This is a genomic window from Paractinoplanes ovalisporus (genome assembly GCF_016834655.1).
Lineage (GTDB): Bacteria > Actinomycetota > Actinomycetes > Mycobacteriales > Micromonosporaceae > Actinoplanes > Actinoplanes ovalisporus.
In genome coordinates this window covers 145,444-172,127 of sequence record NZ_JAENHP010000017.1, presented here as the reverse complement: position 1 = coordinate 172,127, position 26,684 = coordinate 145,444, and the positions used below count along the sequence as shown (strand labels likewise).

Annotated in this window: 25 protein-coding genes and 1 riboswitch; of the genes, 21 read left to right on the top strand and 4 right to left on the bottom strand. The window is 71.2% G+C overall.

Annotation, left to right across the window (positions count from 1 at the left end):
* Positions 1 to 4: 4 nt before the first annotated feature.
* Positions 5 to 706 (top strand): alpha/beta fold hydrolase, encoded by a 702-nt coding sequence (locus JIG36_RS36645; RefSeq protein WP_203381025.1) that lies wholly within the window; start codon positions 5 to 7, stop codon positions 704 to 706.
* 112 nt (positions 707 to 818) lie between these two features.
* On the opposite strand, the gene JIG36_RS36640 is transcribed toward JIG36_RS36645, so the two are convergent.
* Positions 819 to 1,070 carry a hypothetical protein gene (locus JIG36_RS36640; protein ID WP_236048958.1) on the bottom strand — a complete coding sequence of 84 codons (252 nt, stop codon included), beginning with the start codon at positions 1,068 to 1,070 and terminating at the stop codon, positions 819 to 821.
* A 66-nt stretch (positions 1,071 to 1,136) separates the two neighbouring features.
* On the opposite strand from JIG36_RS36640, the gene JIG36_RS36635 reads away from it, so the two are divergent.
* The 4 genes from JIG36_RS36635 to JIG36_RS36620 all read left to right on the top strand — a co-directional run bounded on the left by JIG36_RS36635 (position 1,137) and on the right by JIG36_RS36620 (position 5,864).
* Positions 1,137 to 2,195, top strand: coding sequence for a winged helix DNA-binding domain-containing protein (locus tag JIG36_RS36635; protein ID WP_203381024.1), 1,059 nt, complete (start codon positions 1,137 to 1,139; stop codon positions 2,193 to 2,195).
* A gap of 15 nt (positions 2,196 to 2,210) precedes the next feature.
* Entirely contained in the window at positions 2,211 to 3,395 is a 1,185-nt protein-coding gene (locus JIG36_RS36630; protein WP_203381023.1) for a cytochrome P450 family protein, read from the top strand.
* Positions 3,396 to 3,419: 24 nt separating this feature from the next.
* Positions 3,420 to 3,767: a hypothetical protein gene (locus tag JIG36_RS36625; RefSeq protein ID WP_203381022.1), complete on the top strand. Its 348-nt coding sequence runs from the start codon at positions 3,420 to 3,422 to the stop codon at positions 3,765 to 3,767.
* 1,149 nt (positions 3,768 to 4,916) lie between these two features.
* A complete protein-coding gene (locus tag JIG36_RS36620) occupies positions 4,917 to 5,864 on the top strand; it encodes a glycosyltransferase family 2 protein (RefSeq protein WP_203381021.1) in 948 nt (315 codons plus the stop codon).
* Between the two features lie 54 nt (positions 5,865 to 5,918).
* On the opposite strand, the gene JIG36_RS53635 is transcribed toward JIG36_RS36620, so the two are convergent.
* A complete protein-coding gene (locus JIG36_RS53635) occupies positions 5,919 to 6,986 on the bottom strand; it encodes a helix-turn-helix domain-containing protein (protein WP_203381020.1) in 1,068 nt (355 codons plus the stop codon).
* Between the two features lie 110 nt (positions 6,987 to 7,096).
* Between JIG36_RS53635 and JIG36_RS36610 the strand changes: the two genes are divergently transcribed.
* The 6 genes from JIG36_RS36610 (at position 7,097) to JIG36_RS36585 (ending at position 13,416) form a co-directional block, all read left to right on the top strand.
* Positions 7,097 to 7,612 carry a hypothetical protein gene (locus tag JIG36_RS36610; RefSeq protein WP_203381019.1) on the top strand — a complete coding sequence of 172 codons (516 nt, stop codon included), beginning with the start codon at positions 7,097 to 7,099 and terminating at the stop codon, positions 7,610 to 7,612.
* Positions 7,613 to 7,776: 164 nt separating this feature from the next.
* Positions 7,777 to 8,964: an esterase-like activity of phytase family protein gene (locus JIG36_RS36605; RefSeq protein ID WP_203381018.1), complete on the top strand. Its 1,188-nt coding sequence runs from the start codon at positions 7,777 to 7,779 to the stop codon at positions 8,962 to 8,964.
* Between the two features lie 1,197 nt (positions 8,965 to 10,161).
* Entirely contained in the window at positions 10,162 to 10,722 is a 561-nt protein-coding gene (locus JIG36_RS36600) for a TetR/AcrR family transcriptional regulator (RefSeq protein WP_203381017.1), read from the top strand.
* Positions 10,723 to 10,782: 60 nt separating this feature from the next.
* Positions 10,783 to 11,361: a hypothetical protein gene (locus JIG36_RS36595; protein WP_203381016.1), complete on the top strand. Its 579-nt coding sequence runs from the start codon at positions 10,783 to 10,785 to the stop codon at positions 11,359 to 11,361.
* Positions 11,358 to 12,695, top strand: a complete 1,338-nt coding sequence (locus JIG36_RS36590) for an acyl-CoA synthetase (RefSeq protein WP_203381015.1) — start codon at positions 11,358 to 11,360, stop codon at positions 12,693 to 12,695. Before JIG36_RS36595 ends, JIG36_RS36590 begins: the two co-directional genes overlap by 4 nt.
* A 4-nt stretch (positions 12,696 to 12,699) precedes the next feature.
* A complete protein-coding gene (locus tag JIG36_RS36585) occupies positions 12,700 to 13,416 on the top strand; it encodes a Pr6Pr family membrane protein (RefSeq protein ID WP_203381014.1) in 717 nt (238 codons plus the stop codon).
* A gap of 8 nt (positions 13,417 to 13,424) precedes the next feature.
* Here JIG36_RS36585 and JIG36_RS36580 read toward each other — a convergent pair whose 3' ends face one another.
* Positions 13,425 to 13,910 (bottom strand): C40 family peptidase, encoded by a 486-nt coding sequence (locus JIG36_RS36580; RefSeq protein WP_236048957.1) that lies wholly within the window; start codon positions 13,908 to 13,910, stop codon positions 13,425 to 13,427.
* Between the two features lie 17 nt (positions 13,911 to 13,927).
* A riboswitch (cyclic di-AMP (ydaO/yuaA leader) is annotated at positions 13,928 to 14,077 on the bottom strand.
* Positions 14,078 to 14,467: 390 nt separating this feature from the next.
* Between JIG36_RS36580 and JIG36_RS36575 the strand changes: the two genes are divergently transcribed.
* From JIG36_RS36575 to JIG36_RS36535, 9 genes are read left to right on the top strand one after another with little or no spacing between them, the layout of a single operon-like run.
* Positions 14,468 to 15,343 carry an FAD binding domain-containing protein gene (locus tag JIG36_RS36575; RefSeq protein ID WP_203381012.1) on the top strand — a complete coding sequence of 292 codons (876 nt, stop codon included), beginning with the start codon at positions 14,468 to 14,470 and terminating at the stop codon, positions 15,341 to 15,343.
* 4 nt (positions 15,344 to 15,347) lie between these two features.
* Entirely contained in the window at positions 15,348 to 15,827 is a 480-nt protein-coding gene (locus JIG36_RS36570) for a (2Fe-2S)-binding protein (RefSeq protein WP_203381011.1), read from the top strand.
* Positions 15,824 to 18,217: an aerobic carbon-monoxide dehydrogenase large subunit gene (locus tag JIG36_RS36565; protein ID WP_203381010.1), complete on the top strand. Its 2,394-nt coding sequence runs from the start codon at positions 15,824 to 15,826 to the stop codon at positions 18,215 to 18,217. Before JIG36_RS36570 ends, JIG36_RS36565 begins: the two co-directional genes overlap by 4 nt.
* A 7-nt stretch (positions 18,218 to 18,224) precedes the next feature.
* Positions 18,225 to 19,229: an XdhC family protein gene (locus tag JIG36_RS36560; RefSeq protein ID WP_203381009.1), complete on the top strand. Its 1,005-nt coding sequence runs from the start codon at positions 18,225 to 18,227 to the stop codon at positions 19,227 to 19,229.
* 3 nt (positions 19,230 to 19,232) lie between these two features.
* A complete protein-coding gene (locus JIG36_RS36555) occupies positions 19,233 to 19,799 on the top strand; it encodes a nucleotidyltransferase family protein (protein ID WP_203381008.1) in 567 nt (188 codons plus the stop codon).
* Positions 19,796 to 20,701: an AAA family ATPase gene (locus JIG36_RS36550; RefSeq protein ID WP_307873052.1), complete on the top strand. Its 906-nt coding sequence runs from the start codon at positions 19,796 to 19,798 to the stop codon at positions 20,699 to 20,701. The genes JIG36_RS36555 and JIG36_RS36550 overlap by 4 nt, the downstream gene beginning before the upstream one ends.
* Positions 20,698 to 21,915: an SRPBCC family protein gene (locus JIG36_RS52665; protein ID WP_236048956.1), complete on the top strand. Its 1,218-nt coding sequence runs from the start codon at positions 20,698 to 20,700 to the stop codon at positions 21,913 to 21,915. The genes JIG36_RS36550 and JIG36_RS52665 overlap by 4 nt, the downstream gene beginning before the upstream one ends.
* Complete coding sequence (locus JIG36_RS36540; protein WP_236048955.1) at positions 21,902 to 23,143, top strand: vWA domain-containing protein; 1,242 nt, start codon at positions 21,902 to 21,904, stop codon at positions 23,141 to 23,143. The genes JIG36_RS52665 and JIG36_RS36540 overlap by 14 nt, the downstream gene beginning before the upstream one ends.
* A gap of 60 nt (positions 23,144 to 23,203) precedes the next feature.
* Positions 23,204 to 23,551, top strand: a complete 348-nt coding sequence (locus tag JIG36_RS36535; RefSeq protein WP_203381007.1) for a hypothetical protein — start codon at positions 23,204 to 23,206, stop codon at positions 23,549 to 23,551.
* 144 nt (positions 23,552 to 23,695) lie between these two features.
* Here the strand turns inward: JIG36_RS36535 and JIG36_RS36530 are convergent, their stop codons facing one another.
* A complete protein-coding gene (locus JIG36_RS36530; RefSeq protein ID WP_236048954.1) occupies positions 23,696 to 24,655 on the bottom strand; it encodes a LysR family transcriptional regulator in 960 nt (319 codons plus the stop codon).
* A 328-nt stretch (positions 24,656 to 24,983) separates the two neighbouring features.
* Here JIG36_RS36530 and JIG36_RS36525 point away from each other — a divergent pair, with 328 nt between their 5' ends.
* Positions 24,984 to 26,492 carry a hypothetical protein gene (locus tag JIG36_RS36525; protein ID WP_236048953.1) on the top strand — a complete coding sequence of 503 codons (1,509 nt, stop codon included), beginning with the start codon at positions 24,984 to 24,986 and terminating at the stop codon, positions 26,490 to 26,492.
* Positions 26,493 to 26,684: the final 192 nt, after the last annotated feature.

Genomic DNA, 26,684 nt, shown 5'->3' with positions numbered 1-26,684 from the left:
TGCCATGAAACCGACGATCGTCCTCGTGCACGGCGCGTTCGCCGAGTCGGCCAGCTGGAACGGCGTGATCGAGCTGCTCCGGGCGGAGGGCTATCCGGCGATCGCCGTGGCCAATCCGCTGCGTGGCGTCAAGTACGACTCCGACTACCTGCGCGCGACCCTGGCCTCGGTCGAGGGCGACGTGGTGCTGGTCGGGCACTCATATGGCGGAATGCTGATCACCAACGCGGCCACCGGCAACCCGGCCGTGAAGGCGTTGGTCTACGTCGGAGCGTTTGCGCCCGACCAGGGGGAGAGCGCGGGCGACCTGGCCGGCAAGTTCCCGGGCAGCTCGCTCGGTGAGACCCTCCGGCCGGTCAAGCTGCCCGACGGCAGCACCGACCTCTACATCCAGCAGGAGCTCTACCACCACCAGTTCGCCGCCGACTCGTCCGCCGAGGCCGCCGCGGTCCTGGCCGTCACCCAGCGCCCGATCACCGAGGCCGCCCTTGGTGAGGCGTCCCCGGGTGAGCCGGCGTGGAAGTCGATCCCGTCCTGGTTCCTGTTCGGCAGCGACGATCTGAACATCCCGGTCGCCGCGCTGCGGTTCATGGCCGAGCGGGCCGGCTCACGGCGCACGGTCGAGCTGGCCGGCGGCTCCCACACGGTGGCGATCCCCGAGGCGGCCAAGCTGGTCGAGCTGATCGGCGAGGCGTCAGGCGCCTGAACGGCGCCCGCCGGCGGGCCGTGCGAGCGGCGCCCACCGGCGAGCGGCGCCCACCGGCGAGCGGCGCCCACCGGCGAGCGGCGCCCACCGGCGAGCCGGCCGCCCTCCGTCGTCAGACGCCTGAGCGGCGCTTGTCCTCCTCGACGTCGTCCGCGCCGACCGGCACCCCGTCGGAGTCGCGGGTGACGTCGACGGCGAGTTGCTCGTCGCGGGCGCCGGAGTGGACGGCGTCCTCCTCGGCGTCCGAGGCGCCGACGATCGGGCCGCCCGGATAGACGCCGCCCTCCTCGCGCACCTTCCGGCCGAAGTCCTCGGTGATCGTGGCGACGAACGGTATCGCCTGCGGTCCCGACATGCTGGTCATGACTGACTCCCCCCGTTGAGAAGAGGTGAATACCCGGCCCGGATCGTTCTGAACTACCGTCGGCGCATGACGGTGCTGGACAACCGCGCTCTCAACCGGGCGTTGCTCGCCCGGCAGATGCTCGACCGGCGGCACGACCGGACGGCCTTCGACGCCATCGCGCACCTGTGCGGGTTGCAGGCCCAGGAGCCGCACGAGCCGTACGTCGGTCTGTGGAGCCGTCTCGACGGTTTCCGGCCGGCCGAGCTGGTCGAGCTGCTCGAGACGCGCCGGGTGGTGCGCACGTTGCTGATGCGGCGCACGATCCACCTGGTGACCGCCGAGGACTGCCTCGCGCTGCGCGGGCTGCACCAGCCGATGCTCGAGGCGCGTGTGCGGGCCGTCTATCGTCGCGAGCTCGAAGGGGTCGACCTGCGGGAGCTGGCCGCCGCCGGGCTGCCGGTCTTCACCCGCGCGCCCAGCATCCTGGCCGAAGCCGGGCGGGCCGTGGGGGAGCGGTGGCCCGAGGTGGCGCCGCGCGTTCTGGGCGACATGCTCAGCTCGCTCGTGCCGCTGGTGCAGGTGCCCCCGCGTGGCGTGTGGGGGCAGAAGGCGCCGGCCCGCAACACCACGATCGGGGCGTGGCTCGGGAAAGAGCCCGAACCCGCCGGTACGGCCGACGAGCTCGTCCTGCGGTATCTGCGCGCGTTCGGGCCGGCGGCGTCGGCCGACATCCGCGCGTGGTCGGGGCTGAGCGGCCTCCGCGAGTCGATCAAGCGGCTCCGGCCTCAGTTGCGCACCTTCCGCGACGTACGGGGGAGGGAACTTCTTGACGTTCTCGACGCGCCGCTCCCGGCACCCGAGCAGAACGTCGAACCCCGCTTCCTGCCCGCGTTCGACAACGTCGTGCTCGGCTTCGACGACCGCAGCCGCGTCATCGACGACGCCTATCGCGGGCTCAGCGTCGAGGGCGCGCGTTTTGTCCTGGTTGACGGGCGTGTCGCCGGCATGTGGAAGGTCGCCGGCCCGGATCTGCAGGTCAGGCTGTTCGCGCCGGAGGGCGCCGAGGCCGTGGAAGAAGAGGGCGAGCGCCTGCGAACCTGGCACGGGCTCGAAGGGCGTACGGTGATGGATATCCGCCGATAACGGGGAGGCGCGTGGATGCCGGACAATCTCGCTGATCCCGCTTTCCATGCCAACCCCCATCCCGCGTACGCATCGTGGCGGCGCGAAGGCCCGACCCGGAAAGTGCGACTGGCCAGCGGGCTCGAGGCGTGGCTGATCACCCGGTACGACGAGGCGCGGCAGGCCCTGACCGACCCGCGGTTCTCCAAGAACGGCGGCGACGACAACCACCCGTCCAGCGCCATCGACCGCGCCCTGTCCCGCCACATGCTCGCCGTCGACCCGCCCGATCACACCCGCCTGCGCCGCCTGGTGTCGGCCGCCTTCACCGCCCGCCGCATCGAGGCCATGCGTCCCCGCATCGAGGCGATCACCGCCGAGCTGCTCGACGCGTTCCCCAGCGGCGGTGCCCCGTTCGACCTGATCGACGCGTTCGCGTTCCCGCTGCCCATCCAGGTCATCTGCGAACTGCTCGGCATCCCGGCCGACGACCGCGACGCCTTCCGGGCCTGGTCCAACATCATCGTCGGCGGCGTGGCCTACCGCGACCAGTTCCCCGGCGCCGCGGCCGCGATGGTCGGCTACATCCAGGGCCTGCTCGCCGCCCGCCGCGCCGAGCCCGGCGACGACCTGCTCTCCGGCCTGATCCAGGTGCGTGACAGCGGCGACAGCCTCACCGAGGACGAACTCGTCTCGATGGTGTTCCTGCTGCTGATCGCCGGCCACGAGACCACGGTCAACCTGATCGGCAACGGCGTCTATCTGCTGCTCTCCCGCCGGGAACGCTGGGAGCGACTGTGCGCCGAGCCGGCCCTGATCCCGGCCGCGATCGAGGAGTTCCTGCGGTACGAATCCCCGGTCGAGACCGCCACCTTCCGCATCACCAGCGAGCCCGTCACGATCGGCGACCGGACCATCCCGGCCCACGCCCCCGTGCTGATCGGCCTGCTCTCGGCCAACCACGACGAGGCGCGCTTCCCCGACGCGGCCGAGGTCGTGCTCGACCGCCCGCAGAACCCGCACCTGGCCTTCGGGCACGGCATCCACTACTGCCTGGGCGCGCCGCTGGCCCGGCTCGAGGCGCAGATCGCGTTCACCGGTCTCACGTCGCGTTACCCGGGTCTGGCGCTGGCCGCCGCCGAGTCCGATCTGGCGTGGCGGCCCGGGTTGCTGCTGCGCGGCCTGTTCACGCTGCCCGTGACCCCGGGTCAGCCGGCCTGACCGGGATTTGGCAAGCTTCCGGGCGTGGAAGCACTCCGGCTGATCCTGCTGTTCGTTCACCTGATCGGTTTCGCGCTGCTGCTCGGCGGGGCGGTCGCTCAGTTCGTGTCGGGCAAGTTCCGCATCAACCCGGCCGTCCTCTGGGGCTCGATCATCCAGCTCGTGTCGGGCATCGGCCTGGCGGCCCCGTTGCGCGGCGGCGGCGACGCCGAACCCGACCCGATCAAGCTCGGCGTGAAGCTCGTGCTGGCCGTCCTGATCTTCATCATGGTGTTCATCCCGCGTAGGCGTGAGGCTGTGAACAAGGGCCACTTCATCGGCATCATCACGCTGACCTTGGTCAACGCTGCGGTCGCCGTCTTCTGGCGCTGACCCTCGCGTCCGGGCGGCGCTCTGCCGATCGTTCGTGTTCGGGCGGCGCCCTCCCGATCGCTCGCGTTCGAGCGGCGTTCTCCCGATCGCTCGTGTCTGAGCGGCGTTCTCCTGGTTGTTTGCGGCGCTGTCCCGATCGCTCGTGTCTGAGCGGCGTTCTCCTGGTTGTTTGCGGCGCTGTCCCGATCGCTCGTGTCTGAGCGGCGTTCTCCTGGTTGTTTGCGGCGCTGTCCCGATCGCTCGCGTCCGAGCGGCGCTCTCCCGATCGTTTATGGCGTTCCCCCGGTCGCTCGCGGCGTTCTCCCGGTTGTCTGCGGCGCTCTTCCGCTCGCTTGCGGACACGACGGCGCACGGCCGGTCGCTGGATGACGCGGCGGCTTCGACCCGGGCTTGCGCTTGTTCGTCGGCCAAGACCGCAGATCCCGTACGCCACGTCGGGTCCCGAGGAGCACCACGGCCGAACTCCGCCTTCGGCGGCTGCCGCACGCGGCCTGAGCGGAACAACGGGCCGTAGCGCGGGCGCCGGGACGTTACCCGGTGGTCCGGCTCCTAACTCTCAGTGGCGACCACCTGTGACCCAGCGTGTGATCCACGCGTGGCCGCGCACCGGCTTCGGGTCGTCCCGGAACCGGAGTGGGAATGGTTTTCCGGCACGTGATCCGCGCAACAGCGAATCGTAAGTCGTTCGTATTGCTAAATGGTTTTGCGCGGCCGTCCCGGCTCGGGCCGTCATCGGGTGAACGGGTGATCACCGGCAAGCCGAAAGAATGGCAGATCCCTGCTGGATCCGCTTTCAGCGCTTGGCCGGCCGTCAGTCCGGACCGGTCCCCGGCCGGGCCTGTGACCACCGATGACATGTGGTTTCCGGTGCAACTGCCGCCATCGGCGCTGATGCGTCCAAAAGCGGCATCTCCCGACTTGCCCTAATCGTTTGCGTGGCCGAAACAATAGCGTCCGGAACTGTAAATGGGGGTCGGCCAACCTCTTATGCAATTCATAGATTCCCTGTGTATGGTCTCGCCCGCGGGTTGATCAACTAGCCCGTGAACGCCCTGAACAACCGAAGGTGGCCCGTGCCACCAGGCATGACGTCGCGGCCTCACCCCGTACGTGATGCTCGGCCCTTCACACCCCCTGGAGCGGCTCGTCATGACCGAGAGCATCGACGTCAGCGTCGTCATCCCCACGCACAGCGAACGCCGCTGGGCCTCCCTGCAACGCACCGTCGCCTCGGCCCAGCAGCAGAAGCTGACCCCGGCCGAGATCATCGTGGTTGTCGATCACAACCCCGAGCTGTTCAAGCGGTGCCAGGACGAGTTCCCGGGCGTGACCGTGCTCGAGAACACCTCGGTGCGGGGCGCCTCCGGCAACCGCAACACCGGCGCATTCCACTCCCGGTCCGAGCTGATCGCGTTCCTCGACGACGACACCGTCGCCCACCCCACCTGGCTCGGCCACCTGGCCCGCCCGTTCGACAACCCGGCCGTGGTCGGCGCCGGCGGCAGCATCGTCCCGGCCTGGGAGCGGACCCGCCCGAGCTGGATGCCCGACGAACTTCTGTGGACCGTTGGTGTCTCGTACGCCGGCATGCCCACCTCGGTCGCCGAGATCCGCAACGTGTGGTCGGCCAGCATGATGGTCCGCCGCGAGGCCTTCCTCCAGGTCGGCGGCTTCCGGGTCGGCTTCGGCAAGCTGGGCGACCAGAACCGCCCCGAGGACACCGAGCTCTGCCTGCGCATCAGCGCCGAAACCGGCGGCCACTGGATGTACGTCCCCGACTCGGTCATCGAGCACGACGTCCCCCTGGACCGTTCCACGTTCCGCTTCTTCCTGCGCCGCTGCTACGCCGAGGGCCGCGGCAAGGTCCAGATGGCCGGCCTGCTGCCCAAGGACCAGAAGCTGGGCGCCGAACAGAACTACATCCGCCGCACCCTCCCGCGCGCGGTGGCCAGCAACCTGAAGGCCGCCACCCTGGGCCGGGGCGGCTACCACGCCCTGCGCGCGGCCACCGTAATTGCCGCCGTGGCCGCGGCCGGAGTCGGCGGAGGCGTCGAGACTCTGGCCGCCCTGAGCGAATCGGAGTCCGCCACCCGCTGAACCGGGGCCGCCATTCGCTGAGGCCCGGGGCCCGTCACACGCTGAGGCCCGGGGTCAGGAGCAGCGGGGGAGGTCGAGGCCGCCACGGAAGCGTGGGGCCAGGTAGACCTCGGAGACGAAGCCGGCCCGGCCGTCGGCGGTCCGGGCCCGGTACCAGATCGTCGAGCGCGCGCTGTGCGGGTTGGCCGTGCCCTCGGCGACGTTGTAGTTGTGCATGACCGAGCCCTCGGCCCGGCATTCGACCGTCAGGGCCGCGCCGCTCCACATCTCGGTGCCGGCCAGCTTGCAGCCGTTGGCCGCGCAGCGGGGCACCGGCCGGGCCGACAGATAGGCCGGGGTCTCGTCCTCGACCAGGCCGTCCGCTCCGACCGCGACCATGTTCTGCACGATCACGGGCACCGGCCCGGACGTTGCCGGCGGGTCTTCCCGGGCGAGCAACACCGCCACCAGCGTCGCCGCCGACGCGAGGACCGCGGTCGCCGCCACGGCCAGGATCAGCCGTCGACGCGTGGTGCGCCGCGGTGGTTGCGACCCCAGCGGCGGCTGTCGGCCCGTCGTCCGTGGGTTCAGCTGTTCAGTGGCCGGGGCTTGTGGGCTCGACTGTTGAGGCTCCGGCGGTGTCGCGGACGAGAGCGGTGATTCCGCTTGCCCGGGGCCTGGTTGCTCGGAGCCGGGCTGTCCTGGACCGGGTTGTGGCGCGAGCTGCCCGGGACCTGGTTGCTCGGAGCCGGGCTGTCCTGGACCGGGTTGTGGCGCGAGCTGCCCGGGACCCGGTTGCTCGGAGCCGGGCTGCGCTGGACCGGGTTGTGGCGCGAGCGGCGGGACCTTGAACGTCCGTACGCGGGAAAGCTCCTCCCGCGCCCGCAACAGGGCATCGAGCTGGGCGGCATCGGCCCCGAAGAGCTCGGCCAGCCGTTCGAGCGCCACGCGGGGAGGCACGGTACGGCCGTTCAGGTAGTTGCGGATCGTGTTGGGGACTCCGCCGCCGGTGCGGTTCGCGATCTCGCGCAGCGACAGCGGGTCGTCGAGCTGGTTGACGCGCGCGTGCCGCTGACGCAGCCATTCGAGCGCGGCGCCGAATTCCTCCCGGCTGTGGATGCCCGACGTGAACGGTGACTCCATGCGCACCCCTGTGCAGGACCGTGCAACAGCGTTCAATCTGCCTGGCCGCACAGGCTACGACCCGGCCACTGTGGAGCGCCAGATCGCACCCACGAACGAAGGACTCCCAGGTGACCACGACCAGCAGCCGAAGCAACGGCACGGTGCTCGCGGCGATCATCACGGCCGTCGCGGCGTTTCTCGGGGCCGTCATCAGCCAGCCCTTCTTCCACAACTGGATCAGGCCGTGGACCTGCACCGAGGACTTCAGCTTCGACGCGCCGGCCAACGGGCAGAGCGTCAACGGCGCCGTCGGGGTCGTGGTCACCGGCAAGAGTTGCGACCCGGACGACGACGACCGGTTCGGGTGGCTGTTCGAGTACGACAACGAGGATCAGACCTACTACTCGGTCAGCGACATTCCGCTCGACGGCGCCGAGTGGGCGGTCATGGACGGTCCGATCGGTGATCCCGGCGACGAGCGGAAGACGTACCGGCTGGTGATCGTCGAGGGCGGGAAGGACTGTAACCAGGCCCTCCTTCTGGCCGTTGCCAAACAGGGGTGGACCAGCTTCAAGGCGACGGCGGTGCCGGCCGGGTGTGAGATCGGACCGGGCCGAGGGATCGTCGTCAGCCGCGCCAAGTAGCGGACGAGCGGGCTGCGGTTGGGTGCGGGGTTGCCGCGCTCTGCCGGACATCGACACCAGCGGCCCGTACAAGGCGGCCTCACCCCCGTACGTTCATCTGTCTTGGCCTTGCGGTCTTGTATTCAGGGGCGCCGATTCACCGTGGGTGCCTAGCGTGCGGGCTCATGCGAAAGATCGTCCGCAATCTTCTGGCCGGGGCCGGTGTGCTCGCGGTGGTGCTGCCGCTCGGGGGCACCGCGTCCTACGCCGGCGGCCACAAGGTCACCACGCCCACGCTGACCGGGTGGGCCTCGCTGCCCGCCGGCACCTTCGTCCCGGGCAGCGAGCCCTCCGGCGCGCTCGTCACCGGCAATCTGAACGGGTTCACGGCGCCCTTCGCCGACCAGCCGGTCCAGGGTTTCTCGGGGATCGTCGACAACGGGGACGGCACCTTCGACGTGCTGTCCGACAACGGGTACGGCAACCAGGCCAACTCCGGGGACTTCCTGTTGCGGGTGCAGAAGCTCGCTCCGGTTTTCCGTACGGGGGAAGTCGACGTGCTCGGTGGCATCACGCTGACCGATCCGGACGGCAAGGTGTCGTGGAAGCTGACCCGCGAGGACCGTGTGCTGACCGGCGCCGACTTCGACCCCGAGTCGATCGTGCGGGTGGCTGACGGATCGTACTGGATCGGGGAGGAGTTCGGGCCGTACCTGCTGCACTTCGACCGGGCCGGTCGCCTGCTCGACGCCCCGGTGCCACTGGAGGGTGTGGTCGCGCCCGAGACCGCGGCGCGCACCGGTGTCACGGCCACCGCGCGCAGCAGCAAGGGGTTCGAGGGGCTGGCCCAGTCGGCTGACGGCCGCTACCTGTACGCGCTGCTCGAGGGCACGGTGACCGGTGACCCGGCCGGGTCGCTGCGGCTGAACGAGTTCGACCTGCGTCGCGGTGCCTACACCGGGAAGCGGTGGAGCTACCAGCTGGACAACCCGGACTTCGCCATCGGGGACGCGATCTCGGTCTCGGCCGGGCGTTTCCTGATCATCGAGCGGGACAACGGGCAGGGCGCCACCGCGGTGACCAAGAAGATCTATCTGGCCACGGCGCGCGGCGATCGTCTGGAGAAGACGCTCGTGGTCGACCTCATGAACGTCGCCAACCCGCGCAAGCTGGGCGGCTTCGGGACCACCTTCACGTTCCCGTTCCAGACCATCGAGGACGTCGTCATCCTCGACGACCGTACGATCGCGGTGCTGAACGACAACAACTTCCCGTTCTCGACCGGCCGCTCCGCCACCGCGGCCGACAACAATGAGTGGATCACGATGGCGCTGCCGAGGTCGCTGAACGTCGACCGGCGGCTGCTCAAGTAGCGTCTCCCGCTCAGCGGCCCGCCGCGCTCGGTCCTGCCGGGTGGGGCGGGCCGTTCTGCGTAGCGCCGCGCCCGGGTTGTGCTGGGTGCGGCGTGCCGTTCTGCGTTGCGCCGCGCTCGGTCCTGCCGGATGCGGCGGGCCGATCTGCGTTGCGCCGCGCTCGATCTTGCCGGGTACGGCGGTATTCGTTGTGGCGCTGCACCCGGTTGTGCTGGGTGCGGCGGGCCGTTGTGTGGGGTCCGGCGAGCGTGCCTGTCGTGCGGAGGGCGCTGCCGCCGACGCGTGCGCCGTCCGTTGCGAGGCGCGGGCATTCCTGACGACCTAGCCTCCTAGGATGCCCAAAAGGGATGTGGATCGAGTTGAGCCCCGAAAGAGATGTTCGAGCTGGGCGCCCAAAAGGGATGTGGGTTGAGCTGGGCGCCGAGAAGAGATGTTCGAGCTGGGCGCCGAAGGGGCGTTGGTTGAGCTGGGCGCCGAGAAGAGATGTTCGAGCTGGGCGCCGAAGGGGCGTTGGTTGAGCTGGACGCCGGAGAGGGGTGCTGGTTGAGCTCGACGCCGAAAGGGGGTGCTGGTTGAGCTGGGCGCCGAAGAGGGGTGTCGGTTGAGCTCGACGCCGAACAAGGGATGTGGGTTGAGCTGGATGCCGGCAAGGGGTGTCGGTTGAGCTGGATGCCGGCATGAGGGGTGGATCTCGCCGCCGCGAGGGCGGATGTGTTCCGGGAAGAGGCGGTGTGCGTCCAGGCGGGGCGGGTTTGCGTCCAGAGATCGGTGCTTCAGGCCAGTGGGGTTGGTGGGCGTCCGGGCGGGTTGGGGGCACGGGTCGGGGAGGGCGATTGCGCGTCCAGGACGGTGGGTGCACGTTCACGGCAGCGGGAGGTGCCTCGGGTGCGCGCGGCGGGCGGCTGTGGGGTCGGGGCGAGCGGTCGATGGGCGGAGCCAGCCGGCGCGGGAAAGTGGCTCGAAGCGGAGTGGTTGATCGATTTCGACGGTGCGGCAACACGCCCGAAAAAAATTTCTGACCAACTTGTGAGCGTTTCGCGGGGGGTGGTTCGTGATCGTTCCGCAGGTAGTGGAAACGGTGTCTCCTCTCGCGGCCCGATTGTCTAAAGTGGAGTGATAACTCCGTTACAAAGGGGACGCTAGGCTGATGATCGGTCAGTCGGCTGTCAATGCGACATAAGGGACGGGGGCGGAATCATGACCGCGCGGGCGCCGCGTGCTGATGCTTTACGGAATCGGTCACGGGTCTTGGCCGCGGCCGAGCAGGTGTTCGTGGCGCGAGGCACGTCGGTCTCGACCGAGGAGGTCGCCCGCTCGGCCGGAGTGGGGATCGGGACGGTCTTCCGGCACTTTCCGACCAAGGCGGCGCTCATCGAGGCCGTGTTCCGCGAGCGGCTGCGGCGCTTCGGTGAGGAGGCCGATCAGCTGGTCGCCTCCGACGACCCGGCGGCGGCGATCTGGACGTTCCTCAGCCGGGTGGCCGAGGTGGCGGCCGGCAAGCAGGCCTGGGCCGACGCGTTCACCTCGGCCAACCTGCACGACGTGCTCACCCCGGCCCGCGAGCAGCTGCCCCGCGTCCTGGGTGCGCTGCTGGCCCGGGCCCAGCAGGTGGGGGCCATCCGCGCCGACGTCACCGTTCCCGAGCTGATCGCCCTGATGCTCGCCGTCGCCCGGGTTCCCGACGAGACGCCCGAGGGAACGGCCCTGCGGGCGCGGGTGCTGGCCATCGTCTTCGACGGCCTGCGTCCCCGGCCCTGATCCGAGCGAAGGCACGGCTGGCGCCGTGGCCCTGATCCGGGCGAGGGCTAGGCTGGCGCCGTGGCCTTGCTGGACGTTGCCTGGGTTGATCAGCACTACGACCGGGAGAATGCCGGCCTCGGCCGCAGCCGGTTCGCCGAGCATGTCTGGGTGCACGCCAAGGAGTTCGACGACTGCTGGGGTGACATCTCGCCGGTCGGGTTCGCCTGTGTGGCCTGGCGGCTGGCCACCGCCCCGCATCTCGATCCCGGCTTCGTGCGGCTGCACCGACGGGTGGTGCGTGCCGAACTCGTCCGCAACAGCTGGGACGGGTCGCTGACCGCCGCCGTCGACCTGGTCGCGCCGTGGCCGGCCGCGCTGACGACCTCGCGCAGCTGGACCCAGGACCGGGGCTGGCGGGACTGGCCCGAGACGTTCGGCCAGTTCCTGGCGCCGTCGCAGCAGGAACTCAGTCGCATCCCGCACGTCCGGTCGACCCTCGCCGTCCAGGCGCCCCTGCCGTTCGCCGGTCTGCCCGCGATCCCCGACAGTCCCGGGCCCGAGCTGCCCGACCTGGCCGAACGTGCGGTGACCGTGCTGGCCCGCGAGCTCAACGACCTGCTGGCGCCGATGGTGACCGAATTGGAGAACGGCCGATGACGACGAGGCTTCTGGGGGCGCTGCACGAGGCCGGGGACCTGGCTGACGCCGTACGGGACCCGGAAGGCTCTTTGTCATCCCACGAGTTGCTCGGCCGGGCCGCCGGGCTGGCGCGCGAGATCGCCGGCCGTCGCATGATCGCCGTGGAGGCGCGGCCGACGCGGGAAACCGTCGTGGCCGTCACGGGCGCTCTGCTCGCGGGGGTTCCGGTGGTGCCGATCCCGCCCGACGCCGGTGAGCTCGAGCGGGCCCACATCCTGCGCGACTCCGGGGCCGAGTTGATCACCGTCGGGAATCCGGCCGTCAGCGATGACATCCCGGCCGAACCCGACCCGGCCACCCCGGCTTTGGTGCTCTACACCAGTGGGACGACCGGCCCGCCGAAAGGTGTGGTGCTCTCCCGGGCCGCGCTGGCCGCCGATCTCGACGCGCTGGCGACGGTCTGGCAGTGGACGGCCGACGACACCCTGGTGCACGGGCTTCCGCTCTTCCACGTGCACGGCCTGGTCCTGGGTGTCCTGGGTCCGCTGCGCATCGGCTCCCGGCTCGTGCACACCGGCAAACCCACCCCGCAGGCGTACGCGGCCGCGCCCGGCACCCTCTATTTCGGTGTGCCCACGGTCTGGTCGCGGGTGTGCGCCGCCCCCTCCGAGGCCCGCGCCCTGAGCAAGGCCCGCCTGCTGGTCTCGGGAAGCGCGCCCCTGCCGGTGTCGGTGTTCGAGCAACTGAAGACGCTGACCGGTCAGGCCCCCGTCGAGCGGTACGGCATGACGGAAACCCTGATCACGGTGAGCACCCACGCCGACGGGGAACGCAGGGCGGGTCACGTCGGGCGTCCCGTGCCCGGGGTCGAGACGCGGCTGGTCGGTGACGGCGGGGAGGCGCTGCCGCCGGGCGGCGAGATCGGCCACCTGCAGGTTCGCGGGGCCACCCTGTTCGACGGCTACCTGCGTCAGGGGCGGCCGCTGACCGCGGACGGCTGGTACCAGACCGGCGACGTCGCCACGATCGGCGTGGACGGGTGGCACCGGATCGTCGGCCGGGCGTCGACCGACCTGATCAAGACCGGGGGCTACCGGGTCGGCGCGGGCGAGGTCGAGGACGCGTTGCTGCAACATCCCGCGGTGCGGGAGGCGGCCGTGGTGGGCACCCCGCACCCTGATCTCGGGGAGCAGATCACCGCGTACGTGGTGGCCGAAGGCGCGACCGAGCGGGAGCTGATCGACTTCGTGGCCGGCGGGCTGTCCGTGCACAAGCGGCCCCGGGCCGTGCACCTGGTCGAGAGCCTGCCCCGCAACGCCATGGGCAAGGTCCAGAAGGCCGCACTACGGTAGGCGGATGTCGACGAGGGTCTGGTTCACACCGCAGTTCTGGCTGCGCGCGGTCATCGTCGTCGCGGGAGCGTCCGGGCTGCTGCTGGGCGATCACCGCATCGTCTATTACACGAGCCAGAGCAACCTGATCACGCTGGGCTATTTCGGTGGCGTGCTCTATTGGATGGTGCGCCGGGGCACCACGGCGCCGGCCGCGCCCCGGCTGCGTGGCGCGGTCACGCTGTGGATCGTCATCACCGGGCTGATCTCGCACTTCATGCTGCAGAACGGCGAGAACCCGCTGCCCGGCCTGGTGGTCGACAGTGCCGCCGAGCAGGTGACGAACTGGTCGGCGTTCCTGGTGCACTACGTGGTGCCGGTGCTGGTGCTGGCCGACTGGGTGGCGTTCGGGCCGCGCCGGGTGTCGCCGTGGCGTGACCTGTGGTTGTGGATCCTGTTCCCGCTGGGCTACGGCGTCTCCTCGGTGGCCCGCGCGGTGCTGTTCCCGGCCGTCTCCGACCGCTACCCGTATTTTTTCCTCGACCCGACCGAACACGGGTACGGGTGGGTCGGTGGCCAGTTCGTGCGGCTCGCCGTGATCTTCGGGTTCCTCGGGGCCGTGCTGCTGGGCATCGACCGCCTCGCCGCGCGCCTGACCAGCCGCCCGCCGGCCCCCGCCCCGCCCGCTCCGCACGCGGCCGAGGCGGACGGGGTCGCGTCTCCTCAGAAGACGACGGCCTGAGGTCTGGCTCAGGCCGGGATGCGGCCGAAGCGGACCTGCTTCCAGTTCCAGATCTGGGCCAGCTTGACCCGGTCGCCGGGCTTGGGGGCGTGCCACACGCGGCCCGCCCCGGCGTAGACGGCCACGTGGTAGGCGTGGCTGCCGGACACCCAGAACACGAGGTCACCCGGACGGACCACGGAACCCGGGATCTTGCGGGCAGCGGCGTACTGGGCCTGGGCCGTACGGGGAAGGTTGACCTTGACCTTGGAATAGACGAACCCGGTGAGCCCGGAGCAGTCGAACGCGGTGGGCCCGCGGGAGCCGTACTTGTAGGGCTTGCCGCGCTGGGCCCGGGCGGCCGCGACGATCTGGTTGCCGCGGGCGGTCAGGGCGGCTGCGGCGGCGGCCGACGGGGAGACGGCGGGTGCGGCCGAGGCCGGCATCGGGGCGACGAGCAGAGTGGTGGCGATGACCGCCGCCGCGGCCAGTAGCAGCAGGCGGCGCAGCGTCATGGGGAAAGACAAGACGATCCTCGGTCCTTCAACCGCCTGCGAGGTTAGCTGTCGGATTAGGCCTTGAAGGCGGCCCGTCGCTTGCGCGACCTCACCCCGAGCCGGCTCGTCGGCCGGCAACCTGGTTCCCCCGCTCCCGCCCACTGAAGTTCCGTCGATGACAGGTCGGGCCGCCCCTGGTGGGCGGGGTTCGGCGACCCCGGGGCGACCGGATGCGTCACCCGCTGCCGGGGACGCGAAATGACGATCGGCCGGACCCGGCGATTCGCCACTATTTCTCAGCGGCCTCAAAAAACTCGACTGCCACAAATCGGGCCCGCGGCGTCATGTCGCAACGGACATCGGGGGCCAACGCCGGGGATGCGGCGTGATTTCCGGCGTGCGAGCTGGTGAGTCTCGTCACCGAATTCGGTTCGCGGCCCGGGCCGCCCGGGCGGAAAGCGCTCCCGAGCCGCACCCCGTCCGGCTACGCGGAGCAACTTAAGGCATCACTTAGGTAGCTGTTGACATTGGACCGGAGCCGCGAAAGATTGCGACGCAATCGATGGAGGTGCGGCGTGCAGGTACCGGCTCCGTTCGAATACGAACGCGCCACCAGTGTGGATCAGGCCATCGGCCTGCTGGAACGTCTGGGCAACTCAGCGCGGTTGGTGGCGGGCGGGCACAGCCTGCTGCCGATGATGAAGCTGCGGCTGGCGAACTTCGAATATCTGATCGACATCAACCCTCTGCACGCCGAGCTGGGCTACATCCGGTTCGAGGCGGACGAGGTACGCATCGGGGCCATGACCCGGCACCGGGAACTGCTCGAGTCCGACGAGCTGGCCGCCGCGTTCCCGATCTTCCGGGACGCCGAGCGGGTGATCGCCGACCCCGTGGTGCGTAACCGGGGCACGCTCGGCGGTTCGCTGTGCCAGGCCGACCCGTCCGAAGACCTGTCCGCGGTGTGCACGACTCTCGACGCGAGCTGCGTGATCCGGGGTCCGGGCGGCGCCGAGCGGGTCGTCGGGATGGAGGAGTTCCACGTCGGGCCGTACGAGACCGCGGTCGGTGACGGCGAGATGCTGATCGAGGTGCGGCTGCCCGTCCGGAAACAGGGCGGCAGCGCGTACGAGAAGGTCGAGCGCCGCGCCGGGGACTGGGCCGTGGTGTCGGCCGGCGCCGCGGTGTGGCTGGCCCCCGACGGCACGATCGCCGACGCCCGCGTGGGCCTGGCCGCCGTCGGCCCCAACACCACGGGCATTCCGGAGATCTCGGCCGCGCTGTGGGGCAACACGCCCGCCGAGGAGCTGTACGAGCAGGCCGGTGCGATCGCCGCGCGCAGCTGTGACCCGGCCACCGACCAGCGGGGCAGCGAGGACTACAAGCGCCACCTCGCGGACGAGCTCACCCGGCGCACGTTGCGTAAGGCCGTCGAACGGGCGAGGAGCTGAGTCCATGCAGGTCACGATGATCGTCAACGACGTCGAGGTCACCCGGGAGATCGAGGGCCGGCTGCTGCTCGTGCACTTCCTGCGCGACACGCTGAGCCTGACCGGCACGCACTGGGGTTGCGACACCAGCAACTGCGGCACGTGTGTGGTGTGGCTGGACGGCGAGCCCGTCAAATCGTGCACGGTGCTCGCCGCGATGGCTGACGGGCACGAGGTCCGTACGGTGGAAGGCCTGGCCAAGGGTGGGGAACTCGACCCGATCCAGGAAGGCTTCATGCAGTGTCACGGCCTGCAGTGCGGCTTCTGCACGCCGGGCATGATGATGACCTGCCGGGCCCTGCTCGACAAGAACCCCGACCCGACCGACGCCGAGATCCGGGAGGCCATCTCCGGCCAGATCTGCCGGTGCACGGGCTATTCCACGATCGTCCGCTCGGTGCGGTGGGCGTCCGTACACGAGGCGGCAGCGGCGGTGAACCAGTGACCACAGTGCAGGAACCGAAGACCGACACCTTCGACGACAACGACCAGAAGCCGGTCGGCTACGGCCGCATGCTCCGCAAGGAGGACCCGCGCCTGATCCGCGGGCGGGGCCGGTTCACCGACGACGTGCAGCTGCCCGGCATGCTGCACCTGGCCATCCTGCGTTCCCCGTTCGCCCACGCGAAGATCGTCAGCGTCGACACCAGCGCCGCCGAGGCCGCCCCGGGCGTCAAGGCGGTGGTCACCGGCGAGACCCTGGCCGGGCTGGGCCTGGCCTGGATGCCGACGCTCTCCAACGACGTGCAGGCCGTGCTCGCCACCGACAAGGTGCGTTTCCAGGGCCAGGAGGTCGCGTTCGTCGTCGCCGAGGACCGCTACGCCGCCCGCGACGCCCTCGAACTGATCGACGTCGAGTACGACGTGCTCGACCCGGTCATCGATGTGCGGCAGGCCCTCGCCCCCGACGCGCCGCTGATCCGCGACGACCTCGAAGGCAAGACCAACAACCACTGCTTCGACTGGGAGACCGGCGACGCCGACGAGACCGAGGCCGTGTTCGCCCGGGCCGACGTGGTCGTCCAGCAGGACATCGTCTATCCGCGTGTGCACCCGGCGCCGATGGAGACCTGCGGCGCGGTCGCCGACTTCGACGCGGTCGAGGGCCGGCTCAAGCTGTGGTCGACGACCCAGGCCCCGCACGCGCACCGCACCCTCTATGCGATCGTGGCCGGCCTGCCCGAACACAAGATCCAGGTGATCGCGCCGGACATCGGTGGCGGCTTCGGCAACAAGGTCCCGATCTATCCCGGCTACGTGTGCGCGATCGTCGGTTCCATCGTCACCGGCAAACCGGTGAAGTGGATGGAGGACCGGTCGGAGAACCTGATCAGCACCGGGTTCGCGCGCGACTACATCATGCGCGGCGAGATCGCGGCCACCCGCGACGGCAAGATCCTGGCCATCCGTACGAACGTGCTGGCCGACCACGGCGCGTTCAACGGCACGGCGGCACCGGTGAAATACCCGGCCGGCTTCTTCGGCGTCTTCACCGGCAGCTACGACCTCGAAGCGGCGTACTGCAAGATGACCGCGGTCTACACCAACAAGGCGCCGGGCGGGGTCGCGTACGCGTGCAGTTTCCGCATCACCGAGGCGGTCTACCTGGTCGAGCGCATCGTCGACTGCCTCGCCGCCGAACTCGAGATGGACCCGGCCGAACTGCGCCTGAAAAACTTCATCCAGCCCGACCAGTTCCCGTACACGACCAAGACCGGCTGGGTGTACGACTCGGGCAACTACGAGCCCACGATGCGCCAGGCCATGGACATCGCCGGGTACGCCGAACTGCGCCGGGAGCAGGCCGAGAAACGGGCCCGGGGCGAGCTGATGGGCATCGGCATCTCGTTCTTCACCGAGGCGGTCGGCGCCGGCCCGCGCAAGAACATGGACATCCTCGGCCTCGGCATGGCCGACGGCTGCGAGCTGCGGGTGCACCCCACCGGCAAGGCGGTCGTGCGGCTCTCGGTCAAGACGCAGGGCCAGGGCCACGAGACGACCTTCGCGCAGATCGTGGCCGAGGAGATCGGTATCCCGCCCGCGGACATCGAGGTCGTGCACGGGGACACCGACCAGACACCGTTCGGCCTCGGGACGTACGGGAGCCGCTCGACACCGGTCTCGGGAGCCGCGGCCGCCCTGGTCGCGCGCAAGGTCCGCGACAAGGCCCAGCTGATCGCCTCGGCCATGCTCGAGGTGACCGTGGCCGACCTGGACTGGGTCAAGGGCTCGTTCCAGGTCAAGGGCGACCCGTCCAAGAGCGTCACCATCCAGCAGATCGCGATGCGGGCCCACGGCGCCGGTGACCTGCCCGACGGCGTGGAGGGCGGGCTCGAGGCGCAGATCTGCTACAACCCGTCGAACCTCACCTACCCGCACGGGGCGTACATCTGCGTCGTCGACGTCGACCCCGGCACCGCGCAGGTCAAGGTGCGCCGCTTCATCGCGGTCGACGACTGCGGCACCCGGATCAACCCGATGATCATCGAGGGGCAGGTGCACGGCGGGCTCACCGACGGCGTCGGCATGGCCCTGATGGAGATGATCTCGTTCGACGAGGACGGCAACTGCCTCGGCGCCTCCCTGATGGACTACCTGATCCCGACGTCGCTCGAGGTGCCCGACTGGGAGACCGGCTACACGGTCACCCCGTCGCCGCACCACCCGATCGGCGCCAAGGGTGTGGGGGAGTCGGCCACCGTGGGTTCGCCGCCGGCCATCGTCAACGCCGTGGTCGACGCGCTCCAGCCGTTCGGCGTGCGGCACGCCGACATGCCCCTGACCCCCTCGCGGGTGTGGGACGCCATGCGGGGCCGTGCGACCCCGCCGATCTGAGGTAACCATGACTGTTGTGGAACGAGCTCGCGAGCTCACCGTTGCCCGGCGGCCGTTCGTCCACGCCACCGTGGTGCGCGCCCAGGAACCGACCTCGGCGCGCCCCGGGGACGATGCCGTGATCCTCGACGACGGGTCCATCGAGGGCTTCGTGGGCGGGGTGTGCGCCGAATCGTCCGTACGGGCGGCCGCGCTGGACACGCTTTCGTCGGGCAACACGCTGCTGCTGCGGGTGCTGCCCGACGACGCGGCGGGATTCCCCGAGACGCCCGGGGCGATGGTCGTGGTCAACCCGTGCCACTCCGGCGGGGCGATCGAGATCTTCCTGCGCCCGGTGCTGCCGCGGCCCCTGGTCGGCGTCGTGGGCACCACGCCGATCGCGCGGGCCGTCGCCGAGCTGGCCGGGTTCCTCGACTTCGAGACGGCCCCGGCAAAAAGTTACGCCGGGGCGGCGGCCGTGGTCGTGGCCGGGCTCGGACGGGACGAGGAGGAGGCGATCCGGGCCGCGCTGGATGCCGGGGTGGGGTACATCGCGTTGGTGGCCAGCCACACTCGGGGCGCGGTGGTGCTCGACGGGATGGGCCTGACCGCCGAGGAGCGGGCCCGGGTGCGGCCGCATGCGGGGCTGGACATCGGAGCCCGTACGCCCAAGGAGATCGCCCTGTCCATCCTGGCCGAAGTCGTGCGTGAGCTGCGCACCGACGGCTCGACGTTATCCACAGTGCCGGGTTATCCACAGCCCCCCAACACGATCAAGCCCCCCACCGCGATAATGGGCAGTGGGGGAGCCCCCGTGGAGGGCGGGCCCCTTGGGAGAGTTGATCTTGGGGTTGGTGATCTTGGCGGCCCCGTCGCGGTCTCGCTCTCGGCCTCGCCTCCGCGCCGGGCGATCGACCCCGTCTGCGGCATGACCGTCTTCATCGACGACGACACCCCGCACGCCGTCGTCGACGGCCAGGACCACTGGTTCTGCCGCCCCGGCTGCCGCGACACCTTCGTGGCGGCGGCCTGACCGATGGGTGTCACGGGCCTGGTGCTGGCGGCGGGCGGATCGCTGCGGCTCGGCGAGGCGAAACAGCTTCTGCCGTACCGCGGCCGCACCCTGCTCGACGCCACCCTCGACGTGGCCCGCGCCTGCGGCTTCGACCAGCTCCTGGTGACGCTGGGCGGGTCGGCCGGCGAGATCCACCGACGCGTCGACCTGTCCGGGTGCACGGTCGTCCAGAACCCCGGCTACTCGTCCGGCTGCGGTTCCTCGATCAGCACGGCGATGGCGTCCGTACGGGAATCCGCCCTGATCCTGCTTCTCGGCGACCAGCCCGGGATCTCGGCCGCCACCGTGCGGTCGCTGCTGCCGGCGCCGACGCCGATGGCGGTGTGCCGCTACGACAACGGCCTCGGGCACCCGTTCCTCTTCCGCGAGCCGACGTTTCCCGAGCTGTCGGCCCTGCACGGCGACAAGGCGGTCTGGAAAGTGCTGCACGAGGGACCGTACGAGGTCACCGAGGTGAGGGTGGACGGGCCGGTGCCGATCGACGTGGACACGCGGGACGACTACGACCGTCTGCTGGCCGACTCGTGAACGACCCGCACGAGGTCAGCGCCCGCCTGGACGCCGTGGACTACCTGATCGACGACGGCCTCGCGATGGCGATGTTCCTGGCCGTCCGGCTCGGCAAACCGCTGCTGCTCGAGGGCGAACCCGGAGTCGGCAAGACCGCGGCCGCCAAGGCGCTGTCGCTCGCGCTGGACACGCCGCTGATCCGGTTGCAGTGCTACGAGGGGCTGACCGCCGGGGAGGCGCTCTACGAGTGGAACTACCAGCGGCAGCTGCTGGCGATCCGGCTCGCCGAGGCCCGCCACGAGAAGCTGGCCGACGCCGACCTGTTCACGGCCGAGTTCCTGCAGGAGAGACCCATTCTTCGCGCCGTACGGCATTCCGGCCGCACCCCGCCCGTGCTGCTGATCGACGAGATCGACCGGGCCGACGACGAGTTCGAGGCGCTGCTGTTCGAGTTCCTGGGCGAGGCCGCGGTCACCGTCCCCGAACTGGGCACCTTCACCGCGCTGCGGCCGCCGGTCGTCGTGCTCACCTCGAACCGCAGCCGCGACCTGCACGACGCGCTGCGCCGGCGCTGCCTCTACCACTGGATCGAGTTCCCGGCGCCGGCGCGGGCGGCCGAGATCGTACGCCGGTCGGTGCCGGGCGCGGCCGAGCCGTTGATCCGCAGCGCCACCGAGTTCGTGGGGCGGGTGCGTGGGCTCGAACTCGACAAGGCGCCCGGCCTGGCCGAGACCATCGACTGGGTGTCGGCGCTGTCCGCCCTCGGCGTCGCCGACCTCACCGACGCCGCCGTCGTCAGCACGCTCGGCACGATCGCGAAGACCCCCGACGACCTGGCCGCGGTCGTCGCCGACGCCCGGACCGCGGTCGTCGCCGACGCCGCGGTGGTCGCCGACGCCGCCCGGGAGGAGACAACATGAAGATCACCAACGAGTTCACGGTGCACACCCCGATCGACCGTGCCTGGCAGGTGCTGACCGATCTCGAGGGCATCGCCCCGTGCCTGCCCGGCGCGCAGCTCACCGGGGTGGACGGCGACGTCTACAAGGGCAAGGTGAAGGTCAAGGTCGGGCCGGTCATCTCCGACTTCGCCGGGACCGCCCAGTTCACCGAGAAGGACGACTCGGCCTACCGCGCGGTCATCGACGCCAAGGGGCGGGACGCGCGCGCCGGGGGCAACGCCTCGGCGCTGGTGACGGCCGCTTTGAAACCGGACGGCGACAGTACGCTGGTCAGCGTCGACACCGACCTGAAGATCAGCGGGAAGCTGGCCCAGTTCGGCAGCGGCATGATCAAGGAGATCTCGAACAAGCTGCTGACCCAGTTCGTCGCCAACCTGGAGGCGAAGCTGGCCACCGACGACGCCGCACCGGCACCCGCGCTCGCGCCTGCCGCTGAGACCGCGCCGACTGCTCCCACCGCGTCCGCCGCGCCCGCACCCGCGTCTGCTGGGCCCGCACCCGCGCCCGGGTCCGCCGCGCCCGCACCCGCGTCTGCCGCACCTGCACCCGGGTCCGCCGCGCCCGGGTCCGCCGCACCCGGGTCCGCCGCGCCCGGGTCCGCCGCGCCCGGGTCCGCCGCGCCTGGGTCCGCCGCGCCCGGGTCCGCCGCGCCCGGGTCCGCCTCGCCCGGGTCCGCCGCGCCCGCGTCTGCCGCATCCGAGTCCGCCGCGCCGGCCGTTGTGGCCGCCACCCCGAGTTCCGAGGCGCCCAGCCCCGAAAAGCTCACGGCCAACCTGATTCCCGCCGAACCGGGCGCGGCCGAACCCGCCACCCCCGCCGTGGGCGGCAGCGAACCACTCGCGGCGTCCACGACCGACAACACCGCCGACGCCGTCGCCACCCCGCCGGCCACCACGACCCCGCCCGCGCCGACCACCACCCCCGCGGCCGCCGCCAACGCCGCCTCGACCTCCACGGCCGCGGCCAACGACAGCAGCCCTTCCTCGGCGTTCCCGGTCAACAACTCGGCGGCCCCCTCGTCCGTACCGGCGAAACCGCTCGCCACCGAGGAACCGGAACCCCTCGACCTGCTCGCCGTGGCCGGCAGTTCCATCTACAAGCGCGCCATCCCGGTCGCCATCGGCGCGGTCGTGGTCGTCGGCGTGATCGTGTGGTTCGTTGCCCGAGGCTGACCGCGCGGCGTCCCGGAAACCCGGCCCGGGCACGCCCCCGCCGGCCCAGCCGGTGCTGTTACGCGGCACCGACCGGGCCGGTGTCGCCGTGGCCCTCACCGACCGTCTGCGGCGCGCGGGCGTGCCGACGGGGCTGACCGAGACCGGCGACTTCGTCCACGCCCTCGAGGTGAGCCCGCCGCTGACCCTCGACACGCTCTATTGGACGGCCCGCGTTTCCCTCGTACGCCGTCAGACCGACCTCGCCGCGTTCGACAAGGTGTTCACCGCCGTGTTCGCGGACGCCCCGCCGCTGCCGTTCATCCGCGAGGCCGTCGCCCCCGCCGCCCGCCGCGACGACGACGTCCAGGTCCCGGTGCCGGCCGACACCGAGGAGGTCGCCGACGGCGGTGGCCTGCCCTGGGCGACCCTGCCCCCGGTCGTGGACGCCGAGGATTCCTCCGACACCGGCCTGCTGGCGCCCGACCGTCGCCCGAGCGCGCTGGCCGCCCTGGCCGAGCTCCCGTTCGAAGACCTCGACGCCACCCGGACCGCGCTGCTCGGCGAGGAGTTGCGCGCCATCCTCACCCGCTGGCCGACGCGCCGCAGCCGCCGGCACACCACCGATCCGTCCGGCCGCCGGATCGCGTTGCGGGCGACCATCACCCGGGCTCGCCGCACGGCCTGGGAGCCGGCCACCCTCGTACGGGAAAGCCCCCTGCGACGCCCCCGCCGAGCCGTGCTGCTCTGTGACGTCAGCGAATCGATGCGCGCCCAGGCCGCCGCCTACCTCCACCTGATGCGCGCGTTCGCCCTGGTCGCCGACGCCGAGGTGTTCGCGTTCGCCACCACCCTGACCCGCCTGACCCCGGCCCTGCGCCACACGTCGGCCGCCGACGCCGTGGCCCGCGCGAGCGACCTGGTGACTGACCGTTTCGGCGGCACGAAGATCGCCACCAACATCGCCGCCCTGCTCGCCTCCCACCACGGCAACACGGTGCGCGGCGCCCTGGTGATCGTCGCCTCCGACGGCTGGGACAGCGACCCGCCCGACGAGATGGCCGCCGCCATGGCCCGTCTGCGCCGACGCGCCCACCGGATTCTCTGGCTCAACCCGCGGGCCGGCGCCCCCGGCTTCACCCCACGTGTGGCCGGCATGTCCGCCGCTCTGCCGTTCTGCGACCGTCTGCTGCCCGCGGCCACGTTCCACGACCTGACCGCGGCCGCCCAGCTCCTGCAGACGTTGTGACCGGCATGGCAGACTCACGGATCCCAGCGCCTGTTCACGCCCGGATACGAGAGGCCCGGCATGGTCGAGGAAGCGCGGCTGCAGCTCATCGAGATCACGCATCTCGCCTACGGGACGATGACCTGCCTGGTCCGGTGCCTGGATGTCGCCGTCCACGTCGGCGACGCGGTGTGGCTGACCGCGTCGGCCGTGGACGGGCCCGTCGTCGACGGGCTGACTGTGGCCACCATCTGGAGCTACCGGGACCTACCCGTCGTCGACCACGGCATGACCGCCCGGGTCACCGTCACCGGCGCGTTCCACGCCCGAGAGGTCAAGGCGATCCGGGCCGCGGCGGCCGGGGTGCCCGCCGACCAGCTGTATCGGCTGGGCCTGAATCTGGTCGCGCATCGACCGCCCGCCACTTGAAAGCCGGTCGATCGCCCGCCAACCGAAGACCGGTCGACCGCCCGCCAACTGAAAGCCGGTCGCGCGTCGGCCAACTGAAAGCCGGTCGCGTGTCCGCCAACTGAAAGCTGGTCGCTCGTCGCGCTTCCGAAGACTGGAAGCCGGTCAGCTCCAGAGCGTGACGTGCACGGACGGGCGGAAGTGGCCGACCTTGGCGCCGGAACCGCGCATCATGGCCTGGATCGCGCGCGGCGTCGAGGCGAAACGGCAGAGCTCGGCCGCCGCCGACGGGCCGCCCTGATCGGCCAAGGTGATCGCGTGCCAGCCGGCCTCGAGCACCGCGTGGGGGCCGGGCAACTGCACCAGCAGACCGTTGCGGACGTCGGGGGCGACGGCGAACGACAGCGCCGGAGTCAGGCCGCGGCCGCGTTTGGCCTCTTCGAGGGCGGCAGCGTTGCTCTGGTAGATCTGCTGGTTGGCCTCGGGGACGCCCAGCCGGCGCATCAGGTCGGGCACCGCGCCCACCTTGGCGGCGGCCGACGGGCCGAGCAACCAGGTCTGGTCGCGCAGCTGGGCCGCCGAGGGGCGCAGGTGGACGATCGGGTGGTCAGGCCCGGCGACGACCACCACGCGGTAGTTCATCACCGGCCGCGACGTGAACGGCGCGTCGAGCACGGCCGGGTGCGGGCCGATCGCGATGTCGATCGTGCGGGTCTGCAGCAACGTCTCGAACGCGCCCGGGTCGCGGACGCTCAGTTCCAGGTCGAGGTCGTCGGCGCGGCCCGCGAACAGTTCGATGAGGCCGGGCGCGGCGTGTTCGGCGAACAGGCTGGACGCGCCGACCCGCAGCAGGCGGCGGCCGCGACCGGCGGCGCTCACTTCGAGGACGGTGATGTCCTGCAGGCCGAGCAGTTCGGTGGCGCGGCTGGCCAGGCGCAGCCCGCCGGGGGTGAAGGCCAGGCCCGCGGCCGTGCGGGAGAACAACTGATCGCCCAGCTCACGGCGCAACTGGCCGATGTGCAACGACACCGCCGCCTCGGAGACCGACAGGTGGGCGGCGGCCGACTTGACCGAGCCGAGCCGTACGACGGCCGAATAGGCGCGCAGCTGTGTCGGAGTCATCATCGCCGCTCACCAGCCCTCAGCGCTCATGACGAGCAATCTATCTCGCCAACCTGGGCCCGAGCTGCCCATCCACAGTGGATGATCGACGAGTGACGAACCGGAAGATCGGTCGTTAGTACCCACGGGGCTCCGATAAGCCCAGACATGTCTGACTTGCCGGAATGTGCTCATGAAGGAAACCCGCTTATCCGTCCGTTCCCTCCGCAAAACCTGTCCCGATGGTCAAGCCGGACACCGTCGTCGACCGGCATGCGAGGCCTTCATGCTCCACCCGCGCCCCTTCCACACCCCTCGGACGCATCCTGCATTCTCCGGGGTGGCCGCCGCTGTGGCTGCCCTCGCCGTCGTCGCCGTTCCGGCCGAGGCGCAGGGACGCACGGGCGCGACCGGCGAGTGCGAGGGAGCCCGCTTCACCGCCACCGCCCGGGCCGACCTCGCCAAGGTCAGCGTCCTGGACGCCGGCCTGCTGCGCCCCGGCCTGCCCGCCCTGGCCGACGTGCGGCTGGCCTCGGCCCAGGGCAGCGCCGACAGCGCCGGGCGCCCGCACCGCACGGTCGCCACCGGCCGCTACGCCGACGCCAGGCTGCTCGGCCTGCGCGTCCCCGGCGTCCCGATAGCGGGCACAGTCGCCGAGAGCCGCGCCCCGGGAGAACACGGCGGCCGCGCCGGGAAGGATGAGAGTCGCGCCCCGGGGGAGCGCGGCGGCCGCGCCGGGAAGGACGAGAGTCGCGCCCCGGGGGAGCGCGGCGACCGCGCCGGGGACGACGAGAGCCGCGCGGCGGGGGCGGATGAGAGTGTCGCGGCCGGGGCGAACCGGTCGGTGACGGGACTGGGTAAACGCGACGACAAGAGCCTGGTCAGCGTCAACGCCGGCGGGCTGGCGACGATCCAGCTCGGAAGGACGACCGCGGACGCGCGCTGGGACGACGCGTACCTCTGCGGCGAAACCGGACCGCTCACCCGCAGCGCCACCATGCTGGCCGGCGCGCAGTTCCTCGGCGGGGGTGGCGCCACCCCGGCCATCCGCGCCATGCGCCCGTCCGGAACCGGGCAGCCGACCAGCCTGCTCAAACTCGGGCCCACCGGATCGACGCAGAGCGCCACCGACCTCGTACGGAGGAAGGGTCGTCTCGCCGTGAGCGCCGCGGCCGGGGTCGCCCTGTCGGATCTGACGCTGTTCGGCGGCACCCCGCAGGAGGTGTCGATCAAAGTGATCACGCAGCCGACGCTGACCGTCACGGCGACCGGTGACCGTCGGTACAGCGAGGTCGACTACCGGCCCGCCGTGCTCCGGGTGACCGCCGCCGGCAAACCGGTCGCCACCCTGGACACCCGGGACACCAGCGTCGGCCTCGACCTGTTCGGCGGTCTCACCGGTTCGTCGCTGCTCTCGGCCAAGGTCTCGCTGGGCGGTCCGCGTCAGACGATCACCGATTCCGCCGTACGGGCGGAGGCCGCGGCCCTGCGCGTCGAGGTGACCCTCGGTGGCACCCACCTGCTCGACGTCGCTCTCGGTCACCTTTCGGCGGAGGCGTCGGCCCCGCCGCTGCTGACCGTCGCCACCCGCCCGAGGACCACCTACACCGTCCGTCCCCCGGCCGGGACGCCCGCGGAGGAGCCCGCCGACGAGGAGCCGGTGGAGCCCGCGTCGAGCCCCAGCGCCACGCCCGCAGCCACCCCGCCGCCGGCCGTCAACACCGCCGCCGAGCCCGACAAAGAGAGCGGCGCTCTGGCCCTGACCGGCGCCAACATCGCCGCCGCGGCCGGCGGAGGCCTCCTGCTACTCATCCTCGGCGTCGCCGCAGTCGTCCTGACCCGCCGTCGCCGGCGCAGCTAGAACCTGAACCATCGTCGCCGGCGCAACTGACAACCTGAACCATCGTCGCCGGCGCAACTGACAACCTGACCCGTCGTCGGCGGCGCTACCGAAAGCCTGGCCTGGGGAGGATGCGGCGGCACCATCGCGGTGCCGCCGCATTCGTGTGCGCGGGAACCGGCGCCGACCTCCTGCAGATCCTCGCCTCGCAGG